The sequence below is a fragment of the Curtobacterium sp. MCSS17_005 genome (genome assembly GCF_003234225.2).
GTDB classification, from domain to species: domain Bacteria; phylum Actinomycetota; class Actinomycetes; order Actinomycetales; family Microbacteriaceae; genus Curtobacterium; species Curtobacterium flaccumfaciens.
Genome location: NZ_CP126258.1, coordinates 1,403,249 through 1,415,469 on the forward strand (window position 1 = coordinate 1,403,249; position 12,221 = coordinate 1,415,469).

Annotated in this window: 13 protein-coding genes; 7 read left to right on the forward strand and 6 right to left on the reverse strand. The window is 68.5% G+C overall.

The window, feature by feature from the left end; all coding sequences use genetic code 11:
- Nucleotides 1–140: 140 nt before the first annotated feature.
- From DEJ20_RS06800 to DEJ20_RS06815, 4 genes are read right to left on the reverse strand one after another with little or no spacing between them, the layout of a single operon-like run.
- Complete coding sequence (locus DEJ20_RS06800; RefSeq protein WP_110865151.1) at nt 141–773, reverse strand: response regulator transcription factor; 633 nt, start codon at nt 771–773, stop codon at nt 141–143.
- Nucleotides 770–1,972 carry a sensor histidine kinase gene (locus tag DEJ20_RS06805; RefSeq protein ID WP_181431610.1) on the reverse strand — a complete coding sequence of 401 codons (1,203 nt, stop codon included), beginning with the start codon at nt 1,970–1,972 and terminating at the stop codon, nt 770–772. The genes DEJ20_RS06800 and DEJ20_RS06805 overlap by 4 nt, the downstream gene beginning before the upstream one ends.
- Nucleotides 1,973–2,001: 29 nt before the next feature.
- A complete protein-coding gene (locus DEJ20_RS06810) occupies nt 2,002–2,799 on the reverse strand; it encodes an ABC transporter permease (RefSeq protein WP_111023905.1) in 798 nt (265 codons plus the stop codon).
- Nucleotides 2,796–3,635 (reverse strand): ABC transporter ATP-binding protein, encoded by an 840-nt coding sequence (locus tag DEJ20_RS06815; RefSeq protein ID WP_258377224.1) that lies wholly within the window; start codon nt 3,633–3,635, stop codon nt 2,796–2,798. Before DEJ20_RS06815 ends, DEJ20_RS06810 begins: the two co-directional genes overlap by 4 nt.
- Nucleotides 3,636–3,842: 207 nt before the next feature.
- Here DEJ20_RS06815 and DEJ20_RS06820 point away from each other — a divergent pair, with 207 nt between their 5' ends.
- The 6 genes from DEJ20_RS06820 to DEJ20_RS06845 all read left to right on the forward strand — a co-directional run bounded on the left by DEJ20_RS06820 (nt 3,843) and on the right by DEJ20_RS06845 (nt 8,410).
- A complete protein-coding gene (locus DEJ20_RS06820) occupies nt 3,843–4,121 on the forward strand; it encodes a hypothetical protein (RefSeq protein WP_146245477.1) in 279 nt (92 codons plus the stop codon).
- Entirely contained in the window at nt 4,121–5,857 is a 1,737-nt protein-coding gene (locus DEJ20_RS06825; RefSeq protein WP_111236115.1) for an alpha/beta hydrolase, read from the forward strand. Before DEJ20_RS06820 ends, DEJ20_RS06825 begins: the two co-directional genes overlap by 1 nt.
- Nucleotides 5,857–6,324: a hypothetical protein gene (locus tag DEJ20_RS06830; RefSeq protein ID WP_111236114.1), complete on the forward strand. Its 468-nt coding sequence runs from the start codon at nt 5,857–5,859 to the stop codon at nt 6,322–6,324. Before DEJ20_RS06825 ends, DEJ20_RS06830 begins: the two co-directional genes overlap by 1 nt.
- Complete coding sequence (locus tag DEJ20_RS06835) at nt 6,311–7,000, forward strand: alpha/beta hydrolase (protein ID WP_111236113.1); 690 nt, start codon at nt 6,311–6,313, stop codon at nt 6,998–7,000. The genes DEJ20_RS06830 and DEJ20_RS06835 overlap by 14 nt, the downstream gene beginning before the upstream one ends.
- 433 nt (nt 7,001–7,433) lie before the next feature.
- Nucleotides 7,434–7,874, forward strand: a complete 441-nt coding sequence (locus DEJ20_RS06840) for a hypothetical protein (protein ID WP_146245475.1) — start codon at nt 7,434–7,436, stop codon at nt 7,872–7,874.
- Between the two features lie 56 nt (nt 7,875–7,930).
- Nucleotides 7,931–8,410 carry a hypothetical protein gene (locus DEJ20_RS06845; RefSeq protein WP_111236111.1) on the forward strand — a complete coding sequence of 160 codons (480 nt, stop codon included), beginning with the start codon at nt 7,931–7,933 and terminating at the stop codon, nt 8,408–8,410.
- 76 nt (nt 8,411–8,486) lie between these two features.
- Here the strand turns inward: DEJ20_RS06845 and DEJ20_RS06850 are convergent, their stop codons facing one another.
- Complete coding sequence (locus DEJ20_RS06850) at nt 8,487–9,065, reverse strand: hypothetical protein (protein WP_146245474.1); 579 nt, start codon at nt 9,063–9,065, stop codon at nt 8,487–8,489.
- A gap of 140 nt (nt 9,066–9,205) precedes the next feature.
- Between DEJ20_RS06850 and DEJ20_RS06855 the strand changes: the two genes are divergently transcribed.
- Nucleotides 9,206–10,138: an NADP-dependent oxidoreductase gene (locus DEJ20_RS06855; protein ID WP_111236109.1), complete on the forward strand. Its 933-nt coding sequence runs from the start codon at nt 9,206–9,208 to the stop codon at nt 10,136–10,138.
- A 102-nt stretch (nt 10,139–10,240) separates the two neighbouring features.
- Here the strand turns inward: DEJ20_RS06855 and DEJ20_RS06860 are convergent, their stop codons facing one another.
- Nucleotides 10,241–12,214, reverse strand: a complete 1,974-nt coding sequence (locus DEJ20_RS06860; protein ID WP_146245473.1) for a hypothetical protein — start codon at nt 12,212–12,214, stop codon at nt 10,241–10,243.
- Nucleotides 12,215–12,221: the final 7 nt, after the last annotated feature.

Below are 12,221 nucleotides of genomic sequence, written 5' to 3' on the forward strand. Positions count from 1 at the left end.
GTCGGTCGTCGCGTCCACGGCGCAGGGGACGCGGGTTCGTGTCCGCGCGGTGACGGTTCCGGTTCACGATCCTCGGGGATCGTGAACCAGAACCGTCAGGAGCGCTGCAGGAAGGGGGCCTCGGCCCGCGGACCCGGGAGTCACGGCAGGAGCTGGAGCTCCATCGCCCGGGTGACGGCACGGGTGCGGTCGTTCACGCCGAGCTTCTCGAAGACGTGGCCGAGGTGGGTCTTCACCGTGGCCTCGCTGAGGAACAGCGCGCGGCCGATCGCCGGGTTGCTGTTGCCCTGGGCGACGAGACGTAGGACGTCGAGCTCGCGCGGGGTCAGCGACGGGCCGGCCGCAGCGGGGAGCGAACCCGTTGCTCGGCGGACGAGTGCTGCGGCTGCCGACGGTGCGAGCGCGGTCTCGCCCCGTGCGGTCGCCCGGACGCCGGCGAGGATCTCGGACTCCGGGGCGGCCTTGAGCAGGTAGCCGGTGGCACCGGCCTCGATGGCGGCGAGGATCTGGTCGTCGGACTCGTACGTGGTCAGGATCAGGACGCGGACGCCGGGGTCGGCGGCGAGGATCTCCGCCGTCGCCGCGTCGCCGTCGAGCACGGGCATCCGGAGGTCCATGAGCACGACGTCGGGGCGTTCGGCCAGCGCGACCGTCACCGCGGCGCGGCCGTCGCTGGCCTGGCCGACGACCTCGACGTCGTCGGCGTCCTGCAGCAGGGCCACGATGCCCGACCGGACGATCGGGTGGTCGTCCGCGACCACGACGCGGATCACCGGGTCACCTCTGCCACGGGGTGACGATCGACGGCCGGGAGGCTCGGCTCGGGTCCGGTGGGCAGGCTCGCGTCGACGACGGTGCCCCGGCCCGGGGTGCTCGTGATCGTGCAGGCACCGCCGGAGAGCGCCAACCGTTCGTGGAGGCCCCGGAGACCGTGCCCGGCCGTCGGGACGCCGGTGTCGAACCCGACGCCGTCGTCGGTCACACGGACGCCGACCCGTTCGGGCGCGTGCTGCAGGACGATGCTGACGGAGCCGGCGTCGGCGTGCGCGCGGATGTTCGCGAGGGACTCCTGGACGACCCGGAGCAGCACGACCTGGGCGTCGCGGTCGAGCGGGCCGTCGGTGGCGTCGACGGCGACGGCCGTGCCGGTCTCGCGGGTGTACCGCTCGGCCAGGCGGTGCAGGGCCCCGGCGAGGCTGCCGCTCGTGGCACCGGCGACCCCGGCGGCGATGAGGGCGCGGGAGTCCTCGAGTGCCGCTCGTGCCGAATCTTCGAGGACCGCCAGCCGCTCGTCGAGCGCGGCACCGCGGTCGTTCGCCAGGTCCTTGCGGGCACGTTCGGTGAGCATGACGATGCCGGCGAGGTTCTGCGCGACGGTGTCGTGGATCTCGCGGGCCAGGCGCTCCCGTTCGCTCGCGACGCCCGCGCTGCGGTGGGCATCGGCGAGGGACTGCTGGGTGGCGCGGAGCTCCTCGACGAGCTGGCGGCGCTCCTCGGACAGTCCGGCGACGCTCGAGATCCACATGCCCATCGCGCAGGCACCGATGACGCTGATGCCCTCGATGAGCAGGGTGCTGACGAGGGCATCAGGGCCGCTCGACACCTGCAGGCCGATGCCGCTCGCGACGCCGACCGCGACCGAGAGCGGGACGGCGGTGCGGACCCGTTCGGACTGCACCCACACGAGCGGGAACGCGATGCACTGCACGAACGCGGTGCTCGGCACGACGGCGGGCAACACCAGAGCCGCGACGAGGACCAGCGGCAGGAAGACCGCGGCGGCACGGGGGCTGTCGTAGCCGCGGTGGCCGAACACGGCGTAGGCGACGACGAGCACCACGACCGCGGTGTAGGCGGGCCAGCGGGTGCCCCACGGCGACCACCCGAACACGGTGATCACGGCGGTGAGGAGCATCGTGCCCGCGAAGAAGACGTGCAACCACCGGTTGCGCCTCCACGTCTCGCCGTTCATGTTCCCAGCATCCCACCAGCGGAGCGCCATCAGGCGTCCTTGCGGTTCCAGCGGAAGGTGAGAAGGCAGGCCACCGTGCCCAGGACCAGCCACGCTGCCAACACGAGGGCTCCGAGGCCGAGGTGCCACGCGCCTCCCGGCTCACCCGACTCGAACGCGCCGGGCAGGAAGACGGACCGCATGCCGGACGCCATCCAGCGCAGGGGGAAGACGGACGCAACGTCCTGCAACCAGGTGGGGAGCTGCGTGAAGGGCAGGTAGACGCCGGAGATGAACTGCAGCACCAGCACGATCGGGACGATGGTGGCGGTGGCGCGGCGGCCCTCGCGGGGGAGCGCCGAGACGGCGATGCCGAGGACGCAGCTGGTGGCGATGCCGAGGACCATCACCCCGGCGAAGACACCCCAGTTGCTCGCGTCGGTCGGCAGATCGACGCCGAACACCAGGCTCGCGATCGCCAGCAGCAGTGCGGTCTGCACGAGCGTGGTGACGAGGACCATCCCGATCTTGCCGACGAAGTACGACAGCACCGGGAGCGGTGTGCCGCCGAGGCGCTTCAACGTGCCGTCGCTGCGCTCGGTGGCGATGTCGACGCCGAGGGACTGCGTGCCGGAGAGCAGGATGCCCGTCGCTACCAGGCCGGGCAGGTAGTAGGTGGCGTAGTCGACGCTGACGTCGGGGCCGGCCTGGATGTCGGCGGCGCCGGAGAACGCCACCGAGAACAGCGCCAGCATGATGATCGGGAACAGGAACGTGAAGAAGACCGCGTCGGGAGCGCGGAAGTAGGTGCGGATCTCGTAGGAGATCCGGCTGGTCGCTGTCTTCACTGCTGTCCCACCATGTCGAGGTAGACGTCCTCGAGGGACGGACGGATGACTTCGAGGTCGTGCATGGCCATGGTGCTGCTGCGGATGAGCGCCGTCGGGTCGATCGTGCGCTCGTCGTGGTGTCCGCCGTCGTCGTCTCGCCAGCGGACCCGGGGCGTACGGGCCTCGGCGCCGCCGATCTCGTCGATGGGTGCGAGGTCGAGGAGCTTCCCGTCGGCGATGACCGCCGCCCGGTCGGCGAGCTGGGCGGCTTCGTCGAGGTAGTGCGTGGTGAGCAGGATCGTCGTGCCCTCGTGCTGCACCTGGCGCAGGAGGTCCCAGAATTGCCGGCGGGCCTCGGGGTCGAAGCCCGTGGTCGGTTCGTCGAGGAACAGGACCTCGGGGCGGCCGATGATGCCGAGGGCGACGTCGACGCGGCGGCGCTGGCCACCCGACAGTCGGCTGATGCGGGTGTTGCGCTGCGTCTCGAGCCCCGTCGCGGTGAGGAGCTCCTCGACGCTGCGGTGCTTCGGGTAGAGCGTCGCGAAGTGGTTCAGCTGCTCGGCGACGCTGACGTTCGGGGACTCCGCGCTGGTCTGCAGGACGATGCCGATGCGTGCGTTGTGGCTGCGGCTCGTCCGTGCCGGGTCGTGGCCGAGGACGCGGACCTCGCCGGCGGTGCGGGAGCGGTAGCCCTCGAGGATCTCGACCGTCGTGGACTTGCCGGCACCGTTGGGGCCGAGGAGCGCGAAGGTCTCGCCCCGTTCGATCGTGAAGGAGACGTCGTCCACGGCACGTTTGCCGGTGGCGTACTGCTTGCCGAGGTGTTGGACCTCGATGGCGGGGGACTCGGGCATGGGTCCAGCTTCGTCGCCGGCTCGTTGTGGGGGATCGGCCGGGGCGGTGGTCTCGGCATCGTCCGATCGGGGGATGGTGCCGGACTGGAGGCGCGGTGCGGGTTGGTCGTCCACAGGGCGTTCCACGGATGGCCGCGTCCGGCAACTCCTCTGATATGTTGCGAATGGGGAAGCGGTGCAGACCGCGACGGCGAGACGGGGGAGACGATGGCCGATCTGCAAGTGTCGTGGAGCACGCTCGAAGCCGTCCACGGTGCGCTCGACAAGGCGACGGGCACGTTCACGGGCACCTCGCTCCCGAACGAGGGCGGCGCGTCCGGAGCAGAGGACGTCGCGCAGGCGTTCGCGACCTTCCGGACGGCGCAACAGCGTTCGGACGAGTGGCTCGCCGACACGAGCCGGACGCTCCGCGAGTACGCGAAGGACACGAAGTCGCTCTTCGCCGACGCCGACGACGACCTGGCCGGCAAAGCCGGGGGCAAGTGATGGCGGCCGATCCACTCGCCGGCGACCCGGGCGCGATCACCAGGCTATCGAGCGCGCTTGCCGACCACCAGGACGACATCCGCACGGGCACACATCACGTCGCCAGCGCACTGCACGACGCCGACGGGTGGGAAGGCGCATCGAAGGACCGCTTCACCACCACCGTCGGGACGATCGCGCCCGCCGCGCAGCGCATCATCAGTCGACTCGACGCCGCGATCGACGTGCTCGACACCTACGCCGAGGCCGTCCGACAGATCCAGGACGAGGCCGAACGGATCCAAGCCGCTCAGCTGACCAACGCCGTCGACTCCATCGCCAACGCCGTCTCGTTGGGCAGCGCTCAGTCGACCGCCGCGGGCAGCGACGCCACCGAAGCAGACGACCGACGAGTCGATCGTCTGCAGACCGACGCTGACGACCTCGCCGCCGCGGCGAAGCGACTCGACGCGGAGTGGGACGCCCTCGTGGAGCGGCGGGCTGCTGCGGACCGTGCGGCAGCGGCGGGCCTCACTGACAGTGAGGTGCTCGGGGTCGCCGTCGGGTACGCGGGGACGCTCGCCGCGATGAGCGACGCCGACTTCCTGCGGGCGGTGGCCGGGATGCCGCCGGAAGTACTCGCGGCGCAGGACAAGGCCGTCGCCGACAGGATCGCCGGGATGCCGCCCGAGGTCGTGCAGGCGTGGTGGGACGGGCTCGGTGGGCGCGGGACCGCTGGGGAGCATTCGGCGGCGCAGGACGCGCTGACTACGGCGTTGCCCGCGGTGATCGGCAACCTGAACGGGGTGCCGTACTGGGCGCGTGACCAGGCGAACCGGTTGAGTGCGCAGCGGGCGTACGAGCAAGCGAAGGAAGCGGTGAAGGCCGCGAAGAAGGACCTCAAGACGGCGATCGGTCGGACCGCGCAGCTCGCGGCGCAGCAGAAGCTAAACGCCGCCGAAACTCGTCGCGACCGGCTCGAGAACTTCACGGCCGGAGCCCGCACCCAACTCGCAGTCGATGACTCGGTCCCCCGGCAGATGGTGTCGTTCCACGATGGGGAACCACCCCTCGGCGCGTTCTCCCTCGGCGATCTCGACACCGCCGACGGCGTCAGCTTCGTTGTCCCGGGGATGGGGTCGTCGCTGGCGGACACGACGCAGTACATGCGTGCTTCCTCGAACATCATGTTCTCGCAGCGTCAGATGGATCGCGGAGCGAACACGGCCATGGTCACATGGTTGGGGTACGAAGCTCCGCCGAATGCCGCCACCACCGGGAACCTCGGTGTCTTCGGCGATTCGTACGCTGAACGAGGAGCGCCGAAGCTGGCCGCCGACCTCGGTGGATTCCGTGCGACGCGGCCAGGCGCTCAGCTCGATGTCGTGGCACATTCCTACGGTTCGACGATGGCGTCGATCGCGCTCCACGAGAACCCGGACTTGGGCGTGCACTCGCTCGTCACGCTCGGTTCAGCGGGCATTCCGACTTCCATCCCGAACGCAGCGGCGACCAACGTAGAGCACATGTACGCGGCGCAGGGAGTCGAAAAGGGCGACATCGCGTTCATCGGCCGGAAGTACAGCATGCGACTCGACCCAACTGACGGCTTCGAGGGCGCGACGAGGATCAAGGCATTCGGAGAGAACGGCGTGAACATCCATGACCTCACGGCGCCGAAAGATTCGCACGATCACGGCTACCTCGACTTCGGTACCCCTACGCTGGCAGCCGTGGCGAAGGTGACCCTGCCGTGATGGCGAAGCAACGCATCGGGCTCGTCGTGTTGACGGTGAGTCTGCTGACCGGGGGCCTCACGGCCTGTGCAGGAGGGAGCCAATCAATGCACACCCCTGACGACGCGAAGGCTGAAGCCTTGCAACTGCTCCGCAAGACCGAGAAGGCCGTGGACGTGCCGTGGCCCGACACCCCGGAACCGACCGCCGAGCAGTGCGATGACGGTGTCCGCTTCGCCTACTTGGTCCCCGTGTCGGTCGACAACGACGCGAAGGCGACCGCGAAGTCACTCCGGCAGCTCTGGGAGTCGGAAGGTCTTCGAGTATCGCCGTCCGAGACGGATTTCGGTGCGAGGGGCACGCTCTACTCGGCGACTGCCGACCGGGATGGTGCGGCAGGAGCGGCGTACCAGATCAGTTCGACGTCGGTCGCGGTGCAGGTGACCTCTCCGTGCGCAACGGGGTCGGTGCACGATTACGACGAGTGACGGTTTCGAGGCGGGGGCGGTTCGTCCGGACGCCCAGCTCGACGTCGTTGCGCACCCGTACGGATCGACCACCGCGGCAGTGGCGCTCGCGGCCTCACCCGACCTTCGGGTGCACTCCTTCGTGACCCTCGGATCAGCAGGTATCCCGTCCTCGGTCCCGAACGCCGCTGCGACCCACGCCGAGCACATGTACGCCGTGAGGACTGCGCGTCATGCGCCGAACCGCAAGAGGCTCGCCGTGCTGGCAGCCCTGCTGTCCGCCACGATCGTGCTCGCCGGATGCGCGGCCGAAGGGAAGACCATGACCCCGGAAGAAACGCAGAAGGACGCCCTGGCGCTGCTCGACCAGAGCACGACGTCAACGAATATCGATTGGTCGTCGCCCGGGGACCCCGTCAGCAAGAAGTGCTCGGAGGGTGTCCGGTACCAGTACATGGTGCATGCTCCGGTCAACTCGAAGCAGACCGAACTCGCTGACTCCCTGGCCGAGTTCTGGCGCTCGAAAGGACTCCAGGTCGAGCGGAGCAAGCAGGACTTCGGGTCGAAGTACGGGACCGTGTACGCAGCCACGGCGAAGGCTGACGGGAAGGCGGGCGCAGCCTTCGAGATCACGAACGGAAATGCATTCGTCTACGTCAACTCCCAGTGTGTTGCTGGCTCTCCGGACGATGAATAACAGCCGTGGCGAAGCGACGCGAAGGCTGAAGCCTTGCAACTGCTCCGCAAGACCGAGAAAGCCGTGGACGTGTCATGGCCCGACACCCCGGAACCGACCGCTGAGCAGTGCGATGACGGCGTCCGCTTCGCCTACTTGGTCCCGGTGTCGGTCGACAACGACGCGAAGGCGACCGCGAAGCAACGGGGTCGGTGCAGGATCACGACGAGTGGCGGTGTCGAGGTGGGGGCGGCTGCGATGACGAGGCGAGTGGGCAAGCCGATGACCGCTGCCGCTCTGGCCGGCACGATCGTCCTTGCGCTGGCGGGGTGCGGGATGGCAGGGAGTCTCGGAACGTCGGATACCTCGACAGCGGCACGAAGACGCTGTTGGGAACAGCGAAAGTGACCATGCCGTGAACAGCCTGTCGAAGTCGCTCCTCGGGTTCGTCGCCGTGGTCGGGCTCCTCACGACGGCGACGGCCTGTGGTTCGAACGGGGAAGACGAGATGCAACCAGACGAGGCGAAGCAGAACGCCGTGGCGTTCCTGCGAGAGACGATGGACCACGAACCGCTGGCTTGGCCCGAGGTCCCAGACCCGGTGGCCACGCGATGCGCCGACGGGGGCGACGGAGTCCGGTTCACGTACCTCGTGACGATCGACCAGAAGACCGATCCCAAGGAACTCTCCACGTCGTTCGAGGAGTTCTGGAGGGGGAAGGGGTTGGACGTGCAACCCTCGCAAGAGGACTTCGGGAAGTACGGAGTCGCGTACTCGGCGACCGCGCGTGCGGACGGGAAGCCTTGGGGTTCGTTCCAATTCAGTGAGCGCGGCATCAGCCTCTACGTCGACTCCCAGTGCGCCGAGGGTTCGCCGGACGACGACGAGGACTGATCGGTGTGGTCCAGACGACTCGGCACGCAACGGGGTCGGCTCCGATGACGAGGCGAGTGGACAAGCCGATGACCGCTGCCGCCGTGGCCGGCACGATCGTTCTCGCGCTGTCGGGGTGCGGGATGACAGGGCCGGGCGAGACCATGACCAGCGACGAAGCGCGCTCGCAGGCCGTGACCGAACTCCGGTCGGTCCTGAAACTCGCTCCCGACACATGGCCACAGGAAGTCCCGAAGCCGGTCGCGAACGACTGCCAGGTCGACGGGCAGAAGGCGGTGCAGTTCAGCTACTACGTCGAGGTGGACAGGCCGGACGACCCGCAGGTGCTCGTCGGACAGGCCACTGAACACTGGAGAAAGCAAGGGTACGAGCTCGCAACGACGCGGACCGAGATGGATCCAGCGACGGGCGACGTGTCCGCTGTGGTCGCACGCGCCGACGGCAAGCCTCGTGCGTCGATCGCAGCCACGAAGATCCGCGCGCACGTCAATGTCGACTCGCGCTGCGTGCTCGGGGACCCGGACGACTACCGGTGACGGTCCTGATGACGAATGAGTTCTGACGGTTCTGGTTCGCGATCGCCGGGGATCGCGAACCGGAACCGTCACGACTTCAGTACTGCGGACGGATCCAGTCCGTCGGCTGCACGAAGCGGGCGCGGGGCAGGACCTCGTCCGGCTCGGCGGTCCGCACGCTCGTGATGATCGTGTCCTCGCCGTACTCCGACAAGCGGCGGGCGATGCCGTCGCGCTCGTCGATCACCAGTGTCGCGCGGGTCGCCGGGTTCCCGCGGTGCTCGAAGGTCAGCAGGATCGAGTGCTCGCCGATGTGCTGGACGAGGACGGGGTGGAAGCTCTCGGAGCCTCGTCCCCATCGGAGCATCAGGTCGGGCACGGCCATCCGGACGACTGGTGCGTCCGTGGTGCTGCGGTCGAACGAGGCGTCGATTGAGCCGCCGGGGTAGACGTCGTCGTGCAGAACCCCTTCGCGGAAGCTGGCGTGTTCACCGTCGGACCGATCGAGGGTCCAGGTCTGCGCGGCCTCGTCGATGTCGACACGGAACTGCCAGTGCTGCTGCCGGGACTCCTGGTGGATGCCCTCGAGGACGTACCGGGCGGGTCGGCGGAGGGCGGCGAGCTCCTCGGCGATCGCGGGACCGTCGGACCGGGTGAGGAGTTCGTCGAAACGCACGGTGCCAGCACGGCGCACCACGTGCCGTGGACCGCACCCCATGACGGGCGGGAGGCGCGGGGCGGGGTGGTGCCGGGGCCTCCAGGCCGTGGGGTGGTCGCGTCAGGTTGCGTCAAGCAACGTGCGCGTAGACCGGGAGGATGCAGGTCGTCGGAGTCGAACAGTTCGGAGGGCCCGAGGCCCTCGCCGTCCACGAGGTGCCGGAGCCGCACGCCGGTGCGGGATCCGTGCGGATCCGGGTGCAGGCGTTCGCCGTGAACCCGACCGACACGGGGGTGCGTGCCGGGCAGCGGGACAGCTCGCAGGCCTCGCCGCCGTACGTGCCGGGGATGGACGCCGCCGGCGTCATCGACGAGGTCGGGCCCGACGTCACCGGCTGGCAGGTCGGCGACGAGGTCATGGCGATGGCGTTGCCGCTCAGCGCCCACGGTGGCGCCTACGTGCAGGAGCTCGTCGCGCCGGTGGGGTCGTTCACGCGGATTCCTCGCGGGACGTCGATCGAGGCTGCGGCGACCGTGCCCATGAACGGGCTGACGGCGTTGCAGATCCTGTCGCACGCCTCGCTCGCGCCGGGTCAGACACTCGCAGTGACCGGGGCCGCTGGGCTGCTCGGGAACTACGTGGTGCAGCTGGCGAAGGCCGCCGGGCTGACCGTGATCGCGGATGCTGCTCCGGCGGACGAAGCCCTCGTGCGGTCGCTCGGGCCGGACCACGTGGTGCCGCGAGGTGCTTCCTTCGCCTCCGCTGTCCGGGAGCTCGTGCCGGACGGGGTCGATGCGCTCGCCGATGCTGCCGTGCAGCGCGACGAGGTGGTGGACGCCGTTCGCGACGGGGGAGTCTTCTTCGACGTGCGGGGGTGGCAGGGCAACGGGGCTCGGGGGATCGAGTTCGTGCAGATCATGGTGTTCTCGGAGTACCGGTCGTTCGACAAGCTCGAGCAGCTGCGGCATGCGGTGGAGAGTGGGACGTTGACGCCGCGGGTGGCAGAGGTGCTGCCTGCTGCTCGGGCTGTGGAGGCGCATGAGCGGTTGGAAGCGGGCGGGACGCGTGGGCGGTTCGTGCTGACGTGGTGAGTTGATGACGTGGCGATGGACGGGAGGCGCGGCGCTGGGTGGTGCCGCGGCTCTCGGTCGTCGGGGAGAGATTGCGGCGGGCGCGCCGTACGCGGACGCGGGCTAGTTGGTTTTCGTGTTCGTGAGGTGCGGCCCGATGTAGCCGATGAACACTTTGCCGGTCCGGTCCGTGTCATCGAAGTAGTGCATGCGTGGAGCGAACGTGTCGCGATGGGTTGGTTTGAAGTGCGCGAACATCTCCGTGGGGACCAGGGCGCCCGTGGAGTCGGGGATAGCGAAAACGCGTTCTTGACGCCAACCCTTGTTCTGCAGAACTGAATCGCTCTCTGTGGAGGCGTGCCGATCACGCGGGCATCGGGTTCCGATTGGTCCATCGTCATTGGTGAGATACATGTGTAGGCTTCCGCTCCAGCCGCCCGCCTTCGCCTCGGCGTAGTCGTGAAGAACGCGAACGTACAACCACAGCGCGGAAGCGTAGCGCCCGATGGGATCTCGCTCGTCGACAGCCAAGGGACCAGCCTCGTTGCCGGTGAACTGAACTCTTGCAATCGCCGCGTGTTCTTCGTCACCGGGCGTCAGTCGCGCAACCAGCTCTCTCACGCTCTCAGGGTCAGCCCAGGCGCTGTCATCGGGCACGATCGCCAGTGCGGCACGCTGCTCGCTGGTCATCGAAGTGCGGAGCCAATCCCGCTCCCGTCTCAGGTCAAGAGCTTCCTGCGCTTCGCTGGCCGCGACCAACTCAAGCTCATCGATGCGCTCGTTGAGCGCGAGAAGTTGATCGGCGAGCCGACCCTCTCGGGCACCGGCTTCAGCGAACAGCTCTTCGTAGGCTGACTTCTCGCCCGCGGCCTTCGCGAGGAGTGAATCCAGAGCATCGAAGTGGTCGTGCTCCAAGTTCGAGGCACCGAGCCACCGTCGCACGAATCGGGCGATCCGGTCTTTCAGGCCGACGGGGAAGGCACCCGGTTCTGGTGAATCAATCGAAGAACCGACCGTCGCAGCGGTTGTCCCCGTGTTCGTTACCGAGGGCGTTTCGTGAGCCTCGTCCGTCGCGAGCGTTGTCTCGACGCGCTCCGCGACGATCGTACTGATCCGAGCGTCCCGAATCCTCCGACTTTCGGCGTCGATGAGCAGTCGCATTCCACGGCGAACGTCCTTCGGGAGTTCGTGGCCGAGGAAGTGCTTCCGGATGCCTTCCGCGTGCAAAGACTGGAGGGGCAATGCAACTCGGCCGGCACGGATCGAGCGAGCAAAGGTCGCCGGGCCGAGGACACGGTGTCGAGCACCGTCGGCGGGAAGTGCGAAGTCGACGTCCGTCACAAAGGTGCGGACCCGTCCCGGTGAGACAGCATGGGACGGCGGGAGCATTGCAGCGAGAGCAACGGCAGCGGCATCTGTCACGACATACGTGGCAGCCACGCCGACGCTCATCGTGGTCAAGTCGGCGATCGTGCGTTGCCAGACCTCGTCCGTGTCGCGGCTCAGGGAGGTCGCCACGACCACCGGTACTCGGCGTTCTACGTCGTTGATGACGGCCACGAGCGCTGCGACGTCATCAACATCGACACGGACCGGCGCCGATGTGAGGTGAGCCGCCCCGTCGCGGACGACGGTCCGAGCGAGGAGGTTCTTGACGATGCGAGGAGGTGCGACATCTCGCATCGCTCGCTCCGGCTCAACGTCGAGCATGCCCGCCTCGATCACCACCGCCTCGCCGTTCGACCGAGACGACAGCGCGAACACCGAGATGAGCCAGGTACCACGATCGTTGGTCTCGACGAAACGCGTAAGGCGCCTCCGGGCCCCGTGAGCATCGTCGTCGATGGTGACCGATACAACTGCACTCTTCCCGAGCCGGACGTCGCCTTCGCCGTCCCAGTCCGCAGATTCGAGAGTTCCGCGGCGCTTTGAGCGAAGCTTGGAGCGCAGCCACTGCCGCAGCTCCTCATCGGACAAGTCCAGCGCAGAGACGTCCTCTGGCAGACGAAGCACTGCCCGGTAGCCGACTGCGTGGTCGAGCACTGCTGCCTGTGCAGCTGACGCGCCAGCGCTCCCGGCGACTTCCTGCATTGCCACGTTTCTC

Excerpts from the sequence above, each read along its gene's own strand:
- DEJ20_RS06830 (WP_111236114.1), top strand. The coding sequence starts at position 5,857 with ATGGCGAAGCAACGCATCGGGCTCGTCGTGTTGACGGTGAGTCTGCTG.
- DEJ20_RS06815 (WP_258377224.1), bottom strand. The coding sequence starts at position 3,635 with ATGCCCGAGTCCCCCGCCATCGAGGTCCAACACCTCGGCAAGCAGTAC.
- DEJ20_RS06805 (WP_181431610.1), bottom strand. The coding sequence starts at position 1,972 with ATGAACGGCGAGACGTGGAGGCGCAACCGGTGGTTGCACGTCTTCTTC.
- DEJ20_RS06825 (WP_111236115.1), top strand. The coding sequence starts at position 4,121 with ATGGCGGCCGATCCACTCGCCGGCGACCCGGGCGCGATCACCAGGCTA.
- DEJ20_RS06855 (WP_111236109.1), top strand. The coding sequence starts at position 9,206 with ATGCAGGTCGTCGGAGTCGAACAGTTCGGAGGGCCCGAGGCCCTCGCC.
- DEJ20_RS06820 (WP_146245477.1), top strand. The coding sequence starts at position 3,843 with ATGGCCGATCTGCAAGTGTCGTGGAGCACGCTCGAAGCCGTCCACGGT.